Raw genomic sequence first — 18,050 nt, 5'->3', positions numbered from 1 at the left:
CCGCAGCAAGCCGCATGCCGCACCGGGCGCTTGCCGTCCGCGCCCGGTGCGATTACCCGCAATCAGATAATATAAATGGTATCGGCAATTCATTCATGGCCGCGCAGGTGTGTCGCCTCGTGCCGCACGACCGCGCGGCCAGTTGTTTTACCACTCACAGGAACCCAGCATGGCCATCTCGAGCTATACCGATACCCGTCTTCTGATTAACGGCGAATGGTGCGACGCCGCCAGCGGCAAGACCCTCGACGTGATCAACCCCGCGACCGGCCAGCCCATCGGCAAGGTCGCGCATGCCGGCATCGCTGATCTGGACCGCGCGCTCGAAGCGGCGCAGCGCGGCTTTGAAGCGTGGCGCAAGGTGCCGGCTAACGAGCGCGCGACGATCATGCGCCGTGCCGCCGCCCTCGTGCGCGAGCGCGCCGCCGACATCGGCCGCCTGATGACGCAGGAACAGGGCAAGCCTTTCGCCGAAGCGCGCGGCGAAGTGCTGGCGGCCGCGGACATCATCGAATGGTTCGCGGACGAAGGCCGCCGCGTGTACGGCCGGATCGTGCCGTCGCGCAACCTCGCCGCGCAGTCGCAGGTGCTCAAGGAGCCGATCGGCCCGGTCGCGGCATTCACGCCGTGGAACTTCCCGGTCAACCAGGTCGTGCGCAAGCTGTCGGCGTCGCTCGCCTGCGGCTGCTCGTTCCTCGTGAAGGCGCCGGAAGAAACCCCGGCCTCGCCGGCGGCCCTGCTGCAGGCATTCGTCGAAGCCGGCGTGCCGGCCGGCACGGTCGGCCTCGTGTTCGGCGATCCGGCTGAAATCTCGAGCTACCTGATTCCGCATCCGGTGATCCGCAAGGTCACGTTCACCGGCTCGACGCCGGTCGGCAAGCAGCTCGCGGCGCTGGCCGGCTCGCACATGAAGCGCGCGACGATGGAGCTCGGCGGCCACGCCCCGGTGATCGTCGCGGAAGACGCCGACGTCGCGCTCGCGGTCAAGGCGGCCGGCGCCGCGAAGTTCCGCAACGCGGGCCAGGTCTGCATCTCGCCGACGCGTTTCCTCGTGCACAACAGCATCCGCGAAGAGTTCGCCGCGGCGCTCGTCAAACACGCCGAAAGCCTGAAGCTCGGCGACGGTCTGGCCGAAGGCACGACGCTCGGGCCGCTCGCCAACGCGCGCCGTCTGGGCGCGATGGCCAGGGTCGTCGACGACGCCCGCAAGACCGGTGCGAAGGTCGCGACGGGCGGCGAGCGTGTCGGTACCGAAGGCAACTTCTTCGCGGCGACCGTGCTGACCGACGTGCCGCTCGACGCCGACGTGTTCAACAACGAGCCGTTCGGCCCGGTCGCCGCGATCCGCGGCTTCGACAAGCTGGAAGAAGCGATCACCGAAGCGAACCGTCTGCCGTTCGGCCTCGCCGGCTACGCGTATACGAAGTCGTTCGCCAACGTGCATCTGCTGTCGCAGCGCATGGAAGTCGGCATGCTGTGGATCAACCAGCCTGCCACGCCGACGCCGGAAATGCCGTTCGGCGGCGTCAAGGATTCCGGCTACGGCTCGGAAGGCGGCCCGGAGGCGATGGAAGCCTACCTCGTGACCAAGGCGGTCACGGTGATGTCGGCTTAATCACGCGGATCACGCCAATCACGCGCTTCGGGAACGGCGCCGCGGGTTTGCCGTTCGCATCGTTGCCGAGCGCGGCTCAACCGATCTGCCAGGTCCACGAGTCTTCCGCTCGCGGACCTTTTTTATTGCCATGAACGATATTTCCGCCGGATCGATGCAACCCACGCTGAGCGGCTCGTTCGTCGAACTGCGGCCGCTGCGCGAGGAGCACGCGCAGGCCCTCGTCGACGCCGCCGCCGACGGGCAACTGTGGGACATGAAGCTGACCAGCGTGCCGGGCCCGGCGACGATCGACGCCTATATCGCCACGGCGCTCGCCGGCCGCGCGGCCGGCAAAGTGATGCCGTTCGCGATCGTGCGGCGCGACAAAGACGAAAAGAATGGGGGCGCTGGCCGGATCGTCGGCAGCACGCGCTTCTGGAAGATCGATCGCGCGAACCGCAAGCTCGAAATCGGCCATACGTGGCTCGCCGCGTCGGCGCAGCGCTCGGCCGTGAACACCGAAGCGAAGTACCTGCTGCTGTGCCACGCGTTCGACGTGATGCGCTGCGTGCGCGTGCAGTTCACGACCGACGAGCTCAACGACACATCGCGCGCGGCGATCCTGCGTATCGGCGCCAAACAGGAAGGCATCGTGCGGCACGAGCGGATCATGCGCGATGGTCGCAAGCGCAACTCGGTGCGCTTTAGCATCATCGACGACGAATGGCCGGCCGTGAAGGCAATGCTCGAAGCGAAACTGGCGCGCTAAGCGGCGCGCCAGTTTCCGGCTACCGACTCATTCAAACGGGCGCATCGCGCTGCTCATTGAGCGGCGCCGCCTGGGTCGCCGCCGCGAACTCCTCGCGCAGCGCGTCGCGCGCGGGATGCCGGCGCACCCACAGCGCGGTGAGCATCGGCACCAGAATCGCAGTCACCAGGCAAGCGGTGGCGACCATCGCGGTCGCGGCCGGCACCAGCGGTTTGAAGCTCGGAATCATGTCCGCGATGATCGCCGGATTCGCGACCGCGGCGCCCGCCGTCGACGACGCCGCGAGCCCCGCCGCGCCATTGCCGCCAGCGATCCAGCGATCGGCGAGAATCAGCGGCACGCCGGTCACGACGATCACGCCAAGCCCCAGCGCGATACCCGGCAGGCCGCTCGTGACAATCACGTTCAGATCGATGCCGTTGCCGAGCGCAAACCCGATCAGGAACGGCAGCACCGCGCCGGCGAACAGGCGCGGCTCGAAGAACGCGACACCCGTCGCGCCGAGAATGATCATGCTGATCAGCGGCCCCGATTCGACCGACATCAGCACGAACGCGCCCGCCTCTTCCTTCGTACCGTACTGTTGCATCACGGCCGCGTAGAGACCGCCGTTGGTCATGTCCATCGACGTGGTGATCGCGAGCAACGACAGCCCCGCGAACAGCCCGGTCTTGATGCCGTCGATCGGGATGAAGCGCGCCGCGATCGGCGTGACGATCCACGCGACCAGCATCTTGGTGGCGAGCAGCGCGCCCGACTTGCGCAGCACGGTGCCGGTCGCGCGCAGGTCGATCGTCGCGCCCATGCAGAAGAACCACACCGCGAGGATCGGCACGGTGCCGGTAATGAGGCCGTTGGTGAACGAGCCGAAGTATTTGCCCGCGCCCGGCGCGAACGTATGCACGCAGGCGCCGAGCAGCAGCGGCACCAGCATCAGACCGCCAGGAATGCGGTCGATGGCCTTCTTGATCTTCATGTCTCCTCCATGGACGGTGACGTCCCGTTGACGGGCGGATGACCCGTGTTGGTGTCCCGTTCTGCGCCGGGCTCTCCCTGTGCGGCGCAATATAGCATCGCGGGAGCGCGGGTCTGTCGATATCGTTTCCGACGGGCCGCGTGCGAGATGCGTTTGTTATCGACCCCATGGAAGCTTAAAGACAAGTTGATGGCGCTACAGGTGTAGCGTCTTTCCATCATGCTCGCGCGAGCGCATTGGCGAGCCTCGTACCCAGTCTGCAACCGAATGTATCTGGACCGCATAGACAAGGCCAAAATCGCTTCGCTTATTTTCTCGGCAATCGATGCGCGGAATCGGCGCTTCGCACCGACGCATCGCGTGCGTTTGAATGCGGTTGTTTTCATAGCGCGTTCAAGGGTTTGCCCGCGCGCCTGACAGTCGCCCGGCATGTCGACGCGCATCTGTCGACGTATCCCCTCTTCATTCGTTGCACTCGCATCGCGCGATCGACGCGAGTCCGAATCGACACGTCCTGTTACACACAAACACACCGGTAATCGCGTCGCTCAGTAGAGTTCGGTTCAAACGAAAGCGGTTCAGATGAAACGCTTCGCACGACAGCCACTCGCATCACAGATTTCAGGGAGCAACGTCATGAAAAAAATCCTCGCCTTGGTCATTCTTGCCGCCACGCTCGGCGGCGTGTTGAGCGGCTGCATCGTCGTCCCCGAGGATCATCCGCACCACGACCACTACGACCACTACGAACGCTATTGAACGGGCCATCACGCGCAGTAGGTGCGCGTCCGGCTCGCCATTCCATCACGGACATCCACACAGAGAACAATCATGAGTCATTCACGCAACCGCTTGATATCGTTGACGCTCGTCGCGGGTCTCGCGATCGGCGCATCAACGGCCGCTTTCGCGCACGTCGATGTGGGCGTGAACATCGGCGTGCCGGGCTTCGCGGTCGAAGCTCCGCCCCCGCCCGTCTATGTGCAGCCCGCGCCTGTGTATGCGCCGCCCCCGCCGCCCGCGGTCGTGCTCGCGCCGGGCTGGTACGACGATCGCTACTACGATGGTCATCGTTATTGGGAGCGTCGCGAGTGGGAACGTCGTCACGGCGACTGGCGCGAGGCGCACGAGGGACACGACTGGCGCGACGAGCGCGACCGGCACGGCTCGCGCGGCGACTGGCACGACAATGGCTGGCACGAACATGGACATGACCATTGACGGGCGGCAGGTGGCGTCCATCACGCCACCGTGTCGCGCCGGCATTCGCGCCACCCCTTCGACAGGAGCGACGACGTGCTACGCAATGATCCGAGACGAGTAACGGCGCAGGTCGACGGCGCCGACATCTGCGCCGAATACAGCGAACTGACCGGCCAGTTGTGCCTGCGCCAGGACGGCACGCTGGTGCGCGAATGGTTTCCACCGCATTCGTGGATGGCGATCGCGTCGGTGGCCGGCGCGCGCCATTGGGGCACGCGGCCAACTGACGACGAATTGCTCGCGCTGCTGCACAACGAAATGGCCTTGCTGCGCGCGACCTGAGTGGTCGCGCGAGAGCCGGGCGTAGCGGCACGCGCGGCCGCGCCGCTGATTCAATCGCAAACGGCATCATGGTGGATCGCCTCTGAGGCCCGCTCTCAGGAATCAGGCGTAACCGCAAAAAGACCCGCTCGTTGGGTCCTCTCAGGGAAAAGCCACGCTGAAGCGGGGGTAGCGAGCCGAACTCAGAGATCGACGAAACGCGGCAACAGGTCCTGATCGGCAAGGCGGATTTCGATATCATTTGCCGCCTTGACGTGCTCGCGGTTGCTCGCGTCGAACACGGCATCCGTCACGCTGACAATGATCGTGCCTTGTCGCTTGCCATCCCGCATGACAGGAATAAGGTCGCGCGCTTCTGGCACCAGAGCCGGTGTAAGAGCGTGCGGCAAGTAGAGCATCCAGCTTACGCAGAGGCGGTCCTCGAAAACAGCTTCAGTGGCGTACTTACGCGGCCCAAAAGTTACATAAAACGACCCATAAATTTCAACCGTCTTCGCTATAACTTCAGCAACGGATTTATATTCGCCCAATCTGGAGGAGTTAGAATTTTTCTCACTCATTTCCAGATCAATCATTTGGGAAATTACTCCGCCACCATCGAACGAAACGTAAGCAGTGGCTCCTTGTCCCCCTGATTGAACGCCATTCCAAATGCCGATCGATTTCGTCGCGCTTGAGTTTTTGCCTGTATACTCATCGGACAATACGAGAATGGCGGCCGCAGACGACTCATTATTATCGTAAAATTTGTACCGTAACGCCTCCGCGATCGTATCACCCTGAAAATACCAATTAGCTAATGTGCTGTCTTTTTTCGACATCAAGTCAACAAGAAGTCGCAGCCGGCGAATGTGGAATTCAAAGGCCGAAGAGGGAACAACGCTGCTGTCTCGATGTTGTGCGAATAGATTCATGGTTAAATCAAGGTTGATTGACGGAAGGCACGCCGGCGACCCGAAGCGTGGAAAGCATGTATTGCCTCGTCTTGGGGGTCTGGAAATACCACATTAGCCTTGCCGGAGGATTGGCGCGCACTTTAGTCCCCTGGTCTATTATTTGGTCTGTCATTTTTTTGAAGCCGGCGAAAAATGGCTTTGGTTTATCGTCTACCCCGATAAATTGATCGTAATTCCCCTTGGCTTCCTGCAAAAGACATTGGGCGGGCTGAAACCCATCGAAGTCTGTGCCAAGCCATTCCCACTCCATATTCCAGCCCTGGCTGGTTTCGTTGCCATTTCCACCCGTGACTATCCCATACTCAAACTCTGTTATGCGGGCCTGGTAACGTCGCGGCTCGGGATTCATATTGTGGTTTCGCTGCACTTTTTCACCGCTCTTCTCAGGCGGGCACTTGCACGGCCTTTCGCGCTCGCGGCTCCGGTCCCGCGGTAGTGAGTCCAATCCGCGGTCTGCGCCCGCACCACTATCGCCGAAGTGACCAGCCGCAGGGCCGGGTGCAGGTCTGGGAACAGGGATCGGTCTAACCTGTGCCAACTGAGCAGCGGCAGTTCCAAGCGTCGCCGGGAATGGAATACCCATCAGCGTTTCTCCTTCATTTCCTGTTGTCTTTTACCCGTTGCCTGCAGCAACATTTCGAATCGCTGGTCACCCGGAACGCCTGATTTGTGCAGCCATGCTGCGACCGCCGGAATCCTGTAAAAGCCGGGCGTAGTTGCTTCCACATACAGGAAATCGACTATCGGCGCGTCATGCGTAAAGCGGAGTACCTTGGTTCGCGCGAAGGCCGCATTAAGCCGGTCGCGCAAGGTCGGATCATTGGCCAGTGCGGGATAATCGCGCACGATATGACCACGGATAAAGTCTACATAGTTGCGGTCTTCATAGGCTTTCAGAAGCGCCCATTGCCCTTCAGTAAATTCCATTGTCGTTGATGATGAATCGTTGTCTTTCGTTGAGGTATTGCCACGCGTCGGCAGCCCTGAAAAGCTCGCGCTCGCTCTTGCCGTGGCATACCGCATTGAGCGCATGCAACACCCTGGGGTCCCAGAAGCGCAGCAGGGCGGATCGTCCTTTCGGGATTCCGGTATCCAGGTGCGGGCGCAGCTTTGCGGCCTGCCTCTCCAGGCTCTCTGAGGTAATCAGCCAGATCACGCCAGGGCGGGCCTGTTCGAGTTCGCCCAGGTCCGCAAGATGCTCGCGCGCCGTCTTCGGATCAACCAGCCACGGCCCCGCGTGTGCTAGTGCCATGTCTTTCGTGCCCGCGAACAGCGAAACCGTCATATCGTCTTCGGGCGTGAGTTGCTGGCCGGTATGCTGCTGGTACTGGAGACCGTCCACTAGCGCCAGCACATGGCCACTGTAGTGCCGTTCCCCGTACTGTCGAAGCTGTTCATTGACAGAGGCGGGAATCATCAGCGCTCCAAAGTCATCGCGCCTTGCCCGGCAGCATGGATCATGCATTCGAGACAGATAGACGGCTGCGGAAGCACCGAGCCTGGCGTTGCGCGGTAGCGCGATAACGGGCCTTTTTTCTGCACGGTATCAGGGGAGCGTCCGCGACAATCGCACGCCCATGCGTAACCCAGGGCTTCGGCCATCTCGTAACCGGTTGGATACGACTTCAGCCTATCGAACGGAAACCATTCGCCGGTTTCGGCATTCAGTGCCATTGCGGAAGGCATTGGCGGGAAGTTTGAGTAGATGGAATAGGTGATACGGCAAAGCAGGCATTCTTCCTTGCCTGCGGTTTCATCCTGTTTCTGTTGTCCCATTTGACCTCTACTGATTTTCCAGAAAACGCCCGACGAATTAACCATCTAAAACGCGACACGGTCAAGGACTTTAAATTGAGATAAAACCGTTTTGACAAATATTTACGATTCTGATGATTCCGGGTATCTCCTTCAGTGCATCTTTCCGATATTGAGAATCAAAAAGGCGGCATTGGCCGATCGCAAAGATTAAAGGCGACAAGCGCGAGCTTTTCATACTGGAGAGAGCGTTACAGAGGGACGGGAGGAAGATTGCCAGGCCTAGTGCCGGTGCTGCAACGGCCCGCGCTGATTCCCGTGCGGCCTGCCATCGGCGAGCGCACGGTTTGCTGGAGCAGGATTTTCGCGGCAGCGCGCGCGGCCATATCGCCGCGGGCATGTCGCCGATGATTGCACTTTTGGCAGGTCGCGCGTCTGACCGATGCCGCGCACGTGCGCGAGCATCAGCCAATCGATTTTTACGCGGAAAAGTTGAGGGTGACCGCGGCGCAACTGGGCCGTATCTGTCGTGAAGAGATCGGGCATTCGCCGCTGTCGCTCGTCAACGATCAGTTGATACGCGAGGCGCAGCGCGATCTGGTGTACTCGGGTTCGAGCATCAAGCAGATCGCGCATGCGCTCGGTTTCGAGGATGCTGCCTGTTTCAGCCGCTATTTCCGCAAGCAGACGGGCGTCACGCCCAAAGAGTTCTAGTCGGCCGCGCATCGGGACCTGTCGATCAACTAGCGGTCCCGATCCATCGCGCAGGGCTTGCAGTGCAATTACAACTGCGCCTGCATCTGCGCGCCGGCGACGCCGACGTAGTTTTCCGCCAGCACCGTCGCAGCCGTGCGCGACGTCGTCACGTACTCGAGTTCGGCAACCTGCAACTGCTGCTCGAACGCCGAAGCGCCTTCGATACGATGCAGCATGCTGGTCATCCAGTACGAGAAGTGTTCGGCGCGCCAGATGCGCTTGAGCGCGGTTTCGCTGTAGCGCTCGAGCAGATCGGTGCGGTTTTCCTTGTAGAACGCGTCGAGCGCCTTGCTGAGCACGTTGACGTCGGCGACCGCGAGGTTCATGCCCTTCGCGCCGGTCGGCGGCACGATATGGGCGGCGTCGCCAGCCAGGAACAGGCGGCCGTACTGCATCGTCGTCGACACGAAGCTGCGCATACCGACAATGTTCTTCTGGAAGATCTTGCCGTCGATGATCTTGTGACCTTCGTCCGAATCGGCGCGTGCATGCAACTCGGCCCAGATGCGATCGTCGGACCAATTCCCGACCGAGTCCTTCGGATCGCACTGGAAATACATGCGTTGCACGTTCGGCGAGCGCGTGCTGATCAGCGCGAAGCCGCGCTCGTGGCGCGCGTAGATCAGTTCGTCCGACGACGGCGGCCCCTCGCACAGGATGCCGAACCAGCCAAATGGATAGACGCGCTCGAAGTCCTTGCGCAGCGCCTGCGGAATCGCCTGACGCGACACGCCTTGCGAGCCGTCGCAGCCGATCACGAAGTCGCATTGCAGCTCGTGCTCCGCACCTTCGTGCCGATAGCGGATCGACGGCTTGTCGGTATCGATGCCGTGCACCGACGTATCCGACACGCCGAAACGCAGTTCAGCGCCCGCGGCCACGCGGGCCCCGACGAGATCCGTGATCACTTCGTGCTGGGCATAAACCGTGATTGCATGACCGGTGAGACCGGTCAGGTCGATGCGGCGGCGCTTGCCTTCGAACGCGAGTTCGAAACCGTGATGCAGCGCGCCTTCCGCTTTCATGCGTTCGCCGAGACCGGTTTGCGTCAGCAGGTCCATCGTGCCCTGCTCGAGCACGCCGGCGCGAATCGTCGATTCGATCTGATCGCGCGTGCGTGTTTCGAGCACGACCGAGTCGATACCGCGCAGATGAAGCAGATGGGAAAGAAGCAGGCCAGCGGGCCCTGCACCGATGATGCCGACTTGGGTGCGCATGTATGTCTCCTGAATGCGGTGATGAAAATTTGCGCTCAGTGTGACGATCGCGGCACCTATCGCGCAACGCGATATGCCGGATAGGCCGTATTGCGCTGCGCGATAAAAGGTGTGGGGCGCGAGCCGGTGCGGCGCGGTTGTGCCGGCCGCAAACGTAAAACTGGCGGGGCTTACGGGCGATCTGGACGACACACGGCTGGTTCTGCCCGCATGGCGTCACTCAGGTAAACCCCGATCTGCTAAACGCAGTTCAACTAGCCAAGAAACAGCCGGTAGACAGGATTTTTCGTCTCTTCCCAGCACGGATAGCCGAGCGTTTCGATGAAGCGCTCGAACGCGTGGTGGTCGCTTTCGGGCACCTGAATGCCGACCAGAATCGAGCTGTAGTCCGCGCCCTGGTTGCGGTAGTGGAACAGGCACGGTCAAGATCTTGTCGAGCCCTTTCGGACTGCCATTGAACAGCCTTCCCAAGCGCCTTTGAGCAACGCCGCGATCAATCGTGCACGCCGCTCTGCTTCTTGAATGCCGCGAGAATGCGCTGCTCCAGCACGTTGTAATCGCGGCCGAAGTGATGATCGCCGGAGGTGCGAATGACTTCGACACCAGTCTTCCCGAGCGCCGGACACAGCGTGTCTTCTTCGCTCTCACCATAGAAGCATTGGACGATCGACGGCGGCACATGCGTCAACTCGGGCCGCACGTTCAGCGCCTTGTCGCTCGCGGGCATGCCGAGCCAACCGCCAACGCGGATCTGGAAATCGGCGTCGGGCGCGAAGCCGAGCAGCGACATCAGCGACACCTGATCGCGCTGCGCCTGCGGCAGACGGTTGTACGCGAACGGCATGACATCGGCGCCGAACGAATAGCCGATCAGCGCGATGTGCTGCGCGTGCCAGCGCGCGCCATAGGTTTGCATCACGCGCGCGAGATCGCGGCTCGTTTGCGCGGGGGACTGCTCGCTCCAGAAATAACGCAGGCTATCCCAGCCGATCACCGACACACCATCTTTCTGCAGCGCCTGCGCGATCGTCTTGTCGAGATCGCGCCAGCCGCCATCGCCGGAGATCACGATCGCCATCAGGCCATTCGGATGCGCAGCCGGCAACTCGATCAGCGGCAGGTCGGATACGTCGTCGGCACTTGTCGCGACCGGCTGCAGATGCGGCGTCAGCAGCGCGACGACACGCGCGCGATCGGCATTGCCCGTACTCGCCTTCTCGACGAAGCCCGGCACCTTGTCGCGGATCACCGTCGGGTCGGGCGCACACGGCTTGAAACGTGCGTCGAGCGCGTGGTCGGCATCGACCGACACCGCGCCCGCAATCGTATTGGACGGCGCCTGCTCGAGCACGTGCATCGCGAGCGTTGCGCCCTGCCCCGTACCCGCGACGATCGGCGCGAAATAGTGGCTCGATTGCGATTGCCGTTCGAGCTGATGGCTGAGCGCCTCGGCATCGCCCACCAGTTGATGACAGGTTTCCTTTTTCGCGGCGAGGTTGGCCGCGTAGCGCGCGGTATCGACGCCGACCGTCAACGCGCCCGCTTTCGCGAGCGCATCGGCGCTCTGCTGATCGGCCCCACTCCAGCCGCTTGCCTGCGAATACAGCACGACGAAGCCGCGCAGCGGCCCCTCAGGCTGCGTCACGCGCACGTCGCCATAGCGGCCGCCGGGCACCGTGGTGGTGGCCGCGTGCGCGAGCGCGCCGCAGCTCAGAGCGCTCACCGCGACGGCGAGTCGAAACAACGGATGCAATGTCATGAACGCCGGCCTCCTGCCAACAGCGACAGGTCCGCGAGCGTGAAGAACACGCCGGAACCGGATGCCGCGAGATAACGCGGCTCCCAATGCGGCTGGAACTTGCTCTTGAAAGCACGCAGTCCGCGGAAATTATAGAAGCGGCCGCCGAAGCGCCACACGATGCCGGCCAGCCGATGCCAGCGCGACGCGAGCGGCGTCGGCTGCACGCCGGAGAGCGGCGCAATGCCGAGACTGAGCGAGCGGAAGCCCGCCTGTTTCAGATGCAGCGCGAGCTGCGTGAACAGATATTCCATCGCGTACGGCGACGCGCTTTCGACGTGTCGCATCACGCCGACGGTCGCCTCGGTATTCATATCGGTCGTCATGAAGGTCACGAACGCAAGGGGCTCGCCGTTCTGGCGCACCAGCATCACGGATTGCGCGGCGAGGTATTCGTCATGGAAAGCCGCGACCGAGAAGCTTTTCTCGCGCGCGTCGCGGCTGTCGAGCCAGCCGTCGGAAATGCCGCGCAGCGTTTCGAGCGACGCCGGCACCTGCGCCTGATCGATCACTTCGACGCAAAAGCCGTCACGCTCGCCGCGTTTTAGCGCATAGCGCAGATGCGCGCGATGCGAGCCCTTCAGATCGAAGTCGTCGAGCACGACGTGCGCTTCCTCGCCGAGCTTCATCAGCGTGAGGCCGGCATCGAGATACAGCGGCAGCGCATTCGCGCGCACCTGGTAGAACGCGGCCCGACCGCCGTGCGCATGCGCGAGCGCGACGAACTTGCTGATGAGGCCCGCCCACTCTTCGCGCGGACCCACCGGATCGTGCAACGCGGCCCACGTGCGGCCGTATTTCGCGTACATCAGGAAAGCCTCGCGCGACTCCGAAAACAGGAAGCTCTTGTCGCCCATCAACGCGAGACCGGCATCGCTGCGCTCCTGGGCTCGCACGATGCGCGCGGCGTCGTGCAGATCTTCTGGCGCCGGCTTCACGAAGCGGCCCGGCGCGAGACGCAGCAATTGCCAGAACGAGAAGGTCGCGGCGAACAGGCTCGCGGCGAGCGTCGCGCGCAGCGCGCGCGGCGCGCGCTCGTCGAACGCGAATTGCCACCACAGGTCGCGCGTGTACGGCACGTCACGGAAAGCGAACAGCATGACCCACGTCGCGAGCATCAGCACCATCACGATCGACACGAGCCAGCCAGCCGTAAAACGCTCGGCGAACAGCGATGAATGACGATTGAAGCGCTTGCGCGTCGCGAGCAGCAGGACGATCAGCATGCCGAGCACACCGGCCTCGACGAACGCGAGACCCTTGGTCAGCGACAGCGCGAGGCTCAGCACCGCGAGCGCGAGCGTCATCCACCACGCGGCGTCGAGCCGCCGCAGCAGCCCGCGCGCGACGAATAGCAGCAGCACGCCGAGCACGCTGCACAGCATCTGCGAGCTTTCGAGCACCCACAGAGGCACCAGGTCGCGCAGCACATGAATGCGCTGCCAGAACGCGGGCGTCGCACTCGAAATCACCAGCATGCCGCCGACCACGAACGTGACGAGGCTCAGAAACAGCGGCGCGAGTTCCGACACGCGCTCCGCCTGCAACAACGACAGACGGTTCTTCAGCGCGCGCCCCTCGAAGCCCGCGAGCAGCGCCGCGGAGACGACCAGCGGCACGCCGAAATAGATCGCGCGATAAGCGAGCAGCGCAGCGACCATCTGATGCATCTGCACGCTGCCGCTCAGCGTGAACACCATCGCCGCCTCGAACACGCCGACGCCGCCAGGCGTATGGCCAATCATGCCGAGCAGCATCGCGGCCGCGTAGACGGTGATGAAGCCGATGAAGCTCACGTTCGCATGCGGCAGCAATGCCCACAGCGCGAGGCCCGCGGCGATGACGTCCAGCACCGCCAGCGCGACTTGCGCGAGCAGATCGCGGCGCGCGGGAATATCGAACGACAGCCATTGCCAGCGCGTGCGGACCGGCCTGGTTTCGCGGCGGCACGCGGCGGCCGCGAGCGTCAGCGCGATCAGCAGCGTAGCGCCGCTCCAACGCAGCGCGACCGGCGACAGATGCAGCATCGGCGCGAGCTGGCCGGCCATGCAGACCATGCCGAGCGCGGTCATCAACACCAGCGCGAGCGCGAGCGACACGCTCGTGAACACCGTCATGCGGCCGATCTGCGCGGGGGTGATGTTCGCGACGCCGTACACGCGCGCGCGCACGGCGCCTCCCGTCAGCGCGCCGAAACCGGTCGCATTGCCGAGCGCCGAACCGGCCGTCGCGCCGACCCACAGCGCCGCGCGTGGCACGCTTGCGCCGAGATAGCGCAGGCCCACCGCGTCGCGCCCAACCAGCGCGACGTAGCTGAGCGCAGTCGCGCCGAGCGCGCCGATCCACTCGCGCGCCGACAGCTCGCGCAGATGGCGGATCACCGAACGATAATCCACTGCCTCCGACAGATGCTGCAGCACGACCAGCAGCAGCCCGCAAATGACGAGCGCGAGCACGGGCGACAGAAGTCCCCGGTTGCCAGGCGCTTTCGCTGCACGGCCGAGCAGCGCGCGCAGGCGCTCGAGGCTGGGTTGAAGTCGGGGAAACATGGTCAATGCGGGCCTTGCGAGGAGCGGTCGCCGCGACGGGCCGTCGCGCGCGGTATCGCCTGTGGCGGCGATTACAAAGAGATAACGGCAAAACGTGCAAAAGGTTGACAGCATTAGCTATTTCGCTGTCGATCCCGTCACGCGTCGCGTCAAAAAGGGCGCGATTGTAATGCTTGTTCGCGCGATGCAAGGCATCGATGATAGAGCAAGCGCGGCATCAAGAAGCCGCCTGGGCGCGCCGTAATCAGGAGCGGAACCGCGGCGCGGGACGCCGCGCGGCTAGCGGCGCCACTGGCGCACTGGCCGTGTCAGGTGCCGGAGCTGGAGGGAAATGGGGATCGCAGATCGGGCTTGACGTCAGAAAATACGCAGCTAACGGGTGCCTGACGGTCCGTTTAACCGGCCCAGAAAGCACAATGCCCGCTACTCGAGCGGGCATTGACACGACAGCCGGCGCTTGCGCGGCCGGCAGCAACACTTGTTGTTGCGCTTAGTTCGGGCGACGGTGCGCTTCGGCGATCAAGGCGCAGTTCTGCAGATGCAGGTTCAGCGCATGCAGCGCCAGCGCGCGCAGCTTGCCGAAGAACGTATTGGCGGCGGGGGTGGAACGGACGACATTCGATGCGGTGTTCATGGCGGCTCCTTATAGGGTTTATACCTAGGCAATAACCCGATTATAGCCGTGTCATGGCGCAGCGCAACAAAAATCAAAATACTTCTTATGCAACGTAGCGGCGCCACCGTCGCTTGGCGGCGATAAAAGTTTGTAAAAGGGCGACATCGATAACGCAGGTATTAACAACCTGCACCGTACAGGTGCAATAATGCCCCCTTTGCCTGCGACGCTTCGCCGCAGTCTCGCCGTCATGACCATCGCCCAGACTCAGAAAGCTCTGATTGCGCCTCTTATCGTCGCGTGCGCGATGTTCATGGAAAGCGTCGACGCCAACGTCATCGTCACCGCGCTGCCGGCGATGGCGCGCGATTTCGCGCGCGATCCGGTCACGCTGAAGATCGCGGTGACGAGCTACGTGCTAGGGCTCGGCGTGTTCATCCCCGTGTGCGGCTGGCTCGCCGACAAGTTCGGCGCGCGCACGGTGTTTCGCACGGCGATCGGCATCTTCGTGACGGGCTCGTTGTTGTGTGCCGCGTCGAACTCGCTTGCCACCTTCACGGTTGCGCGTTTCATTCAGGGGGTCGGTGGCGCGATGATGGTGCCGGTCGGGCGGATCATCATCTTTCGCGTCGTGGAGAAAGCCGACTTCATCCGCGCGATGAACTACCTGAGCGTGCCGGCGATGCTCGGCCCCGCCGCTGGTCCGCTGCTCGGTGGCTTCATCACGACGTATCTGCACTGGCGGCTGATCTTCTTCATCAACGTGCCGATCGGCATTCTCGGCATCTATCTGACCAACCGTTATATCGCCAATACGCGCGAGCCCGACCCCGGCCCGCTCGACTGGGTCGGCTTCCTGCTGTCGGCGGCGGGCGCGGTGCTGCTGCTGCTCGGCTTGTCGCTGGTCGGCGGCGAACTGATTTCCAGTGTGGACGCATTCGGCATGTGCGCGCTCGGCGCCATGCTGCTGGCGATCTACGTCGCGTACGCGCAGCGTGTCGCGCTGCCGCTGCTCGATCTGCGCTTTTTCAAGGTGCCGACTTTCCAGGCGAGCGTGCTCGGCGGCTCGCTGTTCCGCATCGGCCTCGGTGCGTTGCCGTTCCTGCTGCCGCTGCTGTTGCAGGAAGGGCACGGCATGAGCGCGTTCCAATCGGGGCTGATCACCTGCGCGTCCGCGTTCGGCGGCATGTTCATGCGCACGGTCGCCTCCACCGTGCTGCGCCGCTTCGGCTTTCGCCAGGTGCTCGTCATCAACGCCGCGCTATCGGGCCTTTCGATCGCGGCATGCGGGCTCTTTTTCCCGCACACGCCGACGTGGATCATCTGGTTCGTCGTGCTGCTCGGTGGCTTCTTCCCAGCGTTGCAATTCACGAGCCTCAATTCGCTGACCTACGCGGAGATCGCGAGCCGTGACATCGGCCGCGCGACGAGCCTCGGCAGCGTCGTGCAGCAGATGTCGCTCGGTCTCGGCGTGACCGTCGGCGGGATCGTGCTGCAGATTTCGCGCGCGCTGCATGGGCATCCGAGCATCACGTGGTCGGATTTCTGGCCCGCGTTTCTCGTCGTCGGGCTGTGCTCGTTCGCGTCGATTCCGGTCACGCTGCGCTTGCCGCGCGGCGCGGGCGCGGAGATTTCGCGAGGCGGGCGCGGCTGAGCCGTATGCCAGCGCCCCGCCCTTCACGGGTTCGGGCGTTCATGCGCGCTTGCGAATCACGCTCACCTCGCCATTGCGTTCGAGAATCGCGGCGGCCACGTTGTCCATCGAGCGCGAGCCGGTCTTCTGTCGCACGCTTTCCTCGATGTCGGTGCGCGTGACGAGCGCCGCGTGCATTTCGTCCGCGTGAAACTTGCCGTCGCTGAACACCTCGCGCTCGGTGCCGCCCACCAGCAATTCGAAGCGGCGCGAGCGTATGAACGCCCACGCCAGCACCCTGTGACATAACACGATCACGAACGACGCGACCACGGTCGCGATAAACGGCGACGCACCGACGATCGCGCGGCTCAGCGTCGCGCCGAGCAGAATCACGACGACCGAATCGAACGGCGAGCGCTGTCCGAACGAACGTCGCCCCGATACGCGGATCAGCACGAGCGCGATCACGAACACGGCGATCGAGCGCAGACCCATCTGCAACGGGTCGAGCTCCCGGCCCTGGCCGAATAGAACGAAAAACGCGTCCATCATGTTCGTCCCTCCCCGCGACGCATCGCCGTCGATCAGGCCAGCGCGCTATCCGTCGCCCATGAGATGAGCGTATCGCCGAAGCCGCCGCGCGCGCGGACCGCGGTGCGCGCGCTCGTGCTCACGCGCGGCGCCGCGCTCCACGCGATGCGCGCGCCAGTCGCGATCAGGCGATCGACGAGCGCGACGTCCTCGCTGCACCTGAGCGGCGGAAAGCCGCCCGAGCGCCGATAGGCGTCCGCGGAAACGCCGAGATTCGCGCCATGCACGTGACGATGTCCGTCGGCGTCGACATAGGTCTTGCGAAAATATTCGCGCACGCTGTGCGGATGCGCGCCCCAGTCGTCGACGGCGATCGAGCCGCACACTGCATCGGCATCGAGCGCCAGTTGTGCGGCTAGCCAGCCGGGCGACACGCGACTGTCGGCGTCGGTAAACGCGAGCCAGCGCGCGCCCTGCGCGAGCACCAGCGACGCGCCGAGCGCCCGCGCGATCCCGACGTTGCGCGCCTTCAGCGCGAGCGTCTGCACGCCGTAAGCGCGCGCGATCGCCCCGCTCAAATCGCTGCAAGCGTCGAGCGCGACGACGATCCGCACCTCCTCGCCGGCGAGCGCTTCGTGCCGCGAGGCTTCGAGCAAGGCCGCGAGGCAGCGCGCGATCAACGCCTCTTCGTTATGCGCCGGAACGATCACGCCGATCATAGAAGCCCCTCGCGTTGCGCGACCGAGCGTGCGTCGCGCGACCACACGTCGATCAGCAGATCGGCTTCGTCGTGATGCGCGACACGCGCGACAGCGCAGCGCGCGTCGAATAGCGCGTGCGCGCGGTCGGCGGATACGCGCGCTTCGGCAAACGGCCGGCGCCAATGACAGGCGAGCAGCGTGCCGTCCATCGTCAGCGACCCGGCGATGCGCGCGGCCAGTGCTTCGAGCTCGGCCGCCTCGAGGTAATACGCGAACTCGCTGATCACGATCAGATCGAACGGTCCGTGCTCCGTCGGCCATTCACGCGGCACCTTGCGCTGTTCGAGCCGCACGTTCGATGCGCGCGCCACGCGTTCTCGCGCAAGCTCGACGGCGCGCGCGTGCAGATCGACGGCGAGTAGTGCGTCGCAGCGCGCCGCGAGTTCCGCCGTCAACTCGCCGTTCGCGCAGCCCGGTTCGAACGCGTTGCGATAGCGCGGCCGCGGCAGTAGCGCGAGGGTCAGCGCACGCTTGCGGAGTTCGTACCAGCCTTCGCGCAAGCGCCACGGATCGTCGCTGTGCCGGTAAAGTTCATCGAAGTCCAGCATCGTCGAGCTCATCTCAGCGATCCTCCGAAGCCTGGGGAAA

At 63.7% G+C, this 18,050-nt stretch carries 19 protein-coding genes and 2 pseudogenes; 7 read left to right on the top strand and 14 right to left on the bottom strand.

All coding sequences use genetic code 11. The features are described 5' to 3' along the window. The first annotated feature begins 169 nt into the window (after positions 1-169). Complete coding sequence (locus F6X42_RS23255; protein WP_187636448.1) at positions 170-1,615, top strand: NAD-dependent succinate-semialdehyde dehydrogenase; 1,446 nt, start codon at positions 170-172, stop codon at positions 1,613-1,615. A 130-nt stretch (positions 1,616-1,745) separates the two neighbouring features. Then, positions 1,746-2,366, top strand: a complete 621-nt coding sequence (locus tag F6X42_RS23250; RefSeq protein ID WP_187636447.1) for a GNAT family N-acetyltransferase — start codon at positions 1,746-1,748, stop codon at positions 2,364-2,366. A gap of 31 nt (positions 2,367-2,397) precedes the next feature. Here F6X42_RS23250 and F6X42_RS23245 read toward each other — a convergent pair whose 3' ends face one another. Then, positions 2,398-3,342 (bottom strand): 2-keto-3-deoxygluconate permease, encoded by a 945-nt coding sequence (locus F6X42_RS23245; protein ID WP_187636446.1) that lies wholly within the window; start codon positions 3,340-3,342, stop codon positions 2,398-2,400. A 636-nt stretch (positions 3,343-3,978) separates the two neighbouring features. Here F6X42_RS23245 and F6X42_RS45320 point away from each other — a divergent pair. The 3 genes from F6X42_RS45320 to F6X42_RS23235 all read left to right on the top strand — a co-directional run bounded on the left by F6X42_RS45320 (position 3,979) and on the right by F6X42_RS23235 (position 4,887). Further along, the gene (locus tag F6X42_RS45320) at positions 3,979-4,101 is read left to right on the top strand and encodes a hypothetical protein (protein ID WP_281394019.1); all 123 of its coding nucleotides are present in this window, start codon (positions 3,979-3,981) and stop codon (positions 4,099-4,101) included. Between the two features lie 72 nt (positions 4,102-4,173). Further along, positions 4,174-4,563: a hypothetical protein gene (locus tag F6X42_RS23240; protein WP_187636445.1), complete on the top strand. Its 390-nt coding sequence runs from the start codon at positions 4,174-4,176 to the stop codon at positions 4,561-4,563. Between the two features lie 75 nt (positions 4,564-4,638). Further along, positions 4,639-4,887 carry a hypothetical protein gene (locus tag F6X42_RS23235; protein ID WP_187636444.1) on the top strand — a complete coding sequence of 83 codons (249 nt, stop codon included), beginning with the start codon at positions 4,639-4,641 and terminating at the stop codon, positions 4,885-4,887. Between the two features lie 182 nt (positions 4,888-5,069). Here the strand turns inward: F6X42_RS23235 and F6X42_RS23230 are convergent, their stop codons facing one another. The 5 genes from F6X42_RS23230 to F6X42_RS44160 are packed head-to-tail and all read right to left on the bottom strand — an operon-like array spanning position 5,070 to position 7,619. Next, positions 5,070-5,801 carry an immunity 52 family protein gene (locus tag F6X42_RS23230; RefSeq protein ID WP_187636443.1) on the bottom strand — a complete coding sequence of 244 codons (732 nt, stop codon included), beginning with the start codon at positions 5,799-5,801 and terminating at the stop codon, positions 5,070-5,072. Positions 5,802-5,808: 7 nt separating this feature from the next. Next, positions 5,809-6,426, bottom strand: a complete 618-nt coding sequence (locus F6X42_RS23225; RefSeq protein ID WP_187636442.1) for a restriction endonuclease fold toxin 5 domain-containing protein — start codon at positions 6,424-6,426, stop codon at positions 5,809-5,811. Then, complete coding sequence (locus F6X42_RS23220; RefSeq protein WP_187636441.1) at positions 6,426-6,770, bottom strand: hypothetical protein; 345 nt, start codon at positions 6,768-6,770, stop codon at positions 6,426-6,428. Before F6X42_RS23220 ends, F6X42_RS23225 begins: the two co-directional genes overlap by 1 nt. Then, positions 6,757-7,260, bottom strand: coding sequence for a DUF4123 domain-containing protein (locus F6X42_RS23215; protein WP_187636440.1), 504 nt, complete (start codon positions 7,258-7,260; stop codon positions 6,757-6,759). The genes F6X42_RS23220 and F6X42_RS23215 overlap by 14 nt, the downstream gene beginning before the upstream one ends. Next, on the bottom strand, positions 7,260-7,619 hold the full coding sequence (locus tag F6X42_RS44160; protein WP_246530189.1) for a hypothetical protein: 360 nt from the start codon (positions 7,617-7,619) through the stop codon (positions 7,260-7,262). The genes F6X42_RS23215 and F6X42_RS44160 overlap by 1 nt, the downstream gene beginning before the upstream one ends. A 255-nt stretch (positions 7,620-7,874) precedes the next feature. Between F6X42_RS44160 and F6X42_RS23205 the strand changes: the two are divergent. Continuing rightward, a pseudogene (locus F6X42_RS23205) lies at positions 7,875-8,312 on the top strand (helix-turn-helix transcriptional regulator); the annotation flags it as partial. A gap of 68 nt (positions 8,313-8,380) precedes the next feature. Here F6X42_RS23205 and F6X42_RS23200 read toward each other — a convergent pair. The 5 genes and pseudogenes from F6X42_RS23200 to F6X42_RS23180 form a co-directional block, all read right to left on the bottom strand. After that, a complete protein-coding gene (locus tag F6X42_RS23200; RefSeq protein ID WP_187636439.1) occupies positions 8,381-9,571 on the bottom strand; it encodes a 4-hydroxybenzoate 3-monooxygenase in 1,191 nt (396 codons plus the stop codon). Between the two features lie 254 nt (positions 9,572-9,825). After that, a pseudogene (locus F6X42_RS23195) lies at positions 9,826-9,987 on the bottom strand (threonine ammonia-lyase, biosynthetic); the annotation flags it as partial. A gap of 77 nt (positions 9,988-10,064) precedes the next feature. Further along, complete coding sequence (locus tag F6X42_RS23190; RefSeq protein ID WP_187636438.1) at positions 10,065-11,330, bottom strand: virulence factor family protein; 1,266 nt, start codon at positions 11,328-11,330, stop codon at positions 10,065-10,067. Further along, a complete protein-coding gene (gene mprF, locus F6X42_RS23185; RefSeq protein WP_187636437.1) occupies positions 11,327-13,918 on the bottom strand; it encodes a bifunctional lysylphosphatidylglycerol flippase/synthetase MprF in 2,592 nt (863 codons plus the stop codon). Before mprF ends, F6X42_RS23190 begins: the two co-directional genes overlap by 4 nt. Before the next feature lie 490 nt (positions 13,919-14,408). Then, positions 14,409-14,552, bottom strand: a complete 144-nt coding sequence (locus F6X42_RS23180; protein WP_187636436.1) for a hypothetical protein — start codon at positions 14,550-14,552, stop codon at positions 14,409-14,411. A 232-nt stretch (positions 14,553-14,784) separates the two neighbouring features. On the opposite strand from F6X42_RS23180, the gene F6X42_RS23175 reads away from it, so the two are divergent. Next, complete coding sequence (locus tag F6X42_RS23175; RefSeq protein WP_187636435.1) at positions 14,785-16,188, top strand: MFS transporter; 1,404 nt, start codon at positions 14,785-14,787, stop codon at positions 16,186-16,188. Positions 16,189-16,227: 39 nt separating this feature from the next. Here F6X42_RS23175 and F6X42_RS23170 read toward each other — a convergent pair whose 3' ends face one another. From F6X42_RS23170 to F6X42_RS23160, 3 genes are read right to left on the bottom strand one after another with little or no spacing between them, the layout of a single operon-like run. Beyond that, on the bottom strand, positions 16,228-16,722 hold the full coding sequence (locus F6X42_RS23170) for a DUF421 domain-containing protein (RefSeq protein ID WP_187636434.1): 495 nt from the start codon (positions 16,720-16,722) through the stop codon (positions 16,228-16,230). Positions 16,723-16,754: 32 nt separating this feature from the next. Continuing rightward, positions 16,755-17,420, bottom strand: a complete 666-nt coding sequence (locus F6X42_RS23165; protein ID WP_187636433.1) for a glycosyltransferase family 2 protein — start codon at positions 17,418-17,420, stop codon at positions 16,755-16,757. After that, the gene (locus F6X42_RS23160) at positions 17,417-18,022 is read right to left on the bottom strand and encodes an SAM-dependent methyltransferase (RefSeq protein WP_187636432.1); all 606 of its coding nucleotides are present in this window, start codon (positions 18,020-18,022) and stop codon (positions 17,417-17,419) included. Before F6X42_RS23160 ends, F6X42_RS23165 begins: the two co-directional genes overlap by 4 nt. Positions 18,023-18,050: the final 28 nt, after the last annotated feature.

This window comes from Paraburkholderia podalyriae, from assembly GCF_014397785.1.
GTDB classification, from domain to species: Bacteria; Pseudomonadota; Gammaproteobacteria; order Burkholderiales; family Burkholderiaceae; genus Paraburkholderia; species Paraburkholderia podalyriae.
This window is presented reverse-complemented; position numbering and strand designations above follow the sequence as displayed.

Bases quoted from the DNA above. Each gene is read 5' to 3' on its own strand.
- F6X42_RS23255 (WP_187636448.1), top strand. From the start codon at position 170: ATGGCCATCTCGAGCTATACCGATACCCGTCTTCTGATTAACGGCGAA.
- F6X42_RS23250 (WP_187636447.1), top strand. From the start codon at position 1,746: ATGAACGATATTTCCGCCGGATCGATGCAACCCACGCTGAGCGGCTCG.
- F6X42_RS23245 (WP_187636446.1), bottom strand. From the start codon at position 3,342: ATGAAGATCAAGAAGGCCATCGACCGCATTCCTGGCGGTCTGATGCTG.
- F6X42_RS45320 (WP_281394019.1), top strand. From the start codon at position 3,979: ATGAAAAAAATCCTCGCCTTGGTCATTCTTGCCGCCACGCTCGGCGGC.
- F6X42_RS23240 (WP_187636445.1), top strand. From the start codon at position 4,174: ATGAGTCATTCACGCAACCGCTTGATATCGTTGACGCTCGTCGCGGGT.
- F6X42_RS23230 (WP_187636443.1), bottom strand. From the start codon at position 5,801: ATGAATCTATTCGCACAACATCGAGACAGCAGCGTTGTTCCCTCTTCG.
- F6X42_RS23225 (WP_187636442.1), bottom strand. From the start codon at position 6,426: ATGGGTATTCCATTCCCGGCGACGCTTGGAACTGCCGCTGCTCAGTTG.
- F6X42_RS23220 (WP_187636441.1), bottom strand. From the start codon at position 6,770: ATGGAATTTACTGAAGGGCAATGGGCGCTTCTGAAAGCCTATGAAGAC.
- F6X42_RS23215 (WP_187636440.1), bottom strand. From the start codon at position 7,260: ATGATTCCCGCCTCTGTCAATGAACAGCTTCGACAGTACGGGGAACGG.
- F6X42_RS44160 (WP_246530189.1), bottom strand. From the start codon at position 7,619: ATGGGACAACAGAAACAGGATGAAACCGCAGGCAAGGAAGAATGCCTG.
- F6X42_RS23200 (WP_187636439.1), bottom strand. From the start codon at position 9,571: ATGCGCACCCAAGTCGGCATCATCGGTGCAGGGCCCGCTGGCCTGCTT.
- F6X42_RS23190 (WP_187636438.1), bottom strand. From the start codon at position 11,330: ATGACATTGCATCCGTTGTTTCGACTCGCCGTCGCGGTGAGCGCTCTG.
- mprF (WP_187636437.1), bottom strand. From the start codon at position 13,918: ATGTTTCCCCGACTTCAACCCAGCCTCGAGCGCCTGCGCGCGCTGCTC.
- F6X42_RS23180 (WP_187636436.1), bottom strand. From the start codon at position 14,552: ATGAACACCGCATCGAATGTCGTCCGTTCCACCCCCGCCGCCAATACG.
- F6X42_RS23175 (WP_187636435.1), top strand. From the start codon at position 14,785: ATGACCATCGCCCAGACTCAGAAAGCTCTGATTGCGCCTCTTATCGTC.
- F6X42_RS23170 (WP_187636434.1), bottom strand. From the start codon at position 16,722: ATGATGGACGCGTTTTTCGTTCTATTCGGCCAGGGCCGGGAGCTCGAC.
- F6X42_RS23165 (WP_187636433.1), bottom strand. From the start codon at position 17,420: ATGATCGGCGTGATCGTTCCGGCGCATAACGAAGAGGCGTTGATCGCG.
- F6X42_RS23160 (WP_187636432.1), bottom strand. From the start codon at position 18,022: ATGAGCTCGACGATGCTGGACTTCGATGAACTTTACCGGCACAGCGAC.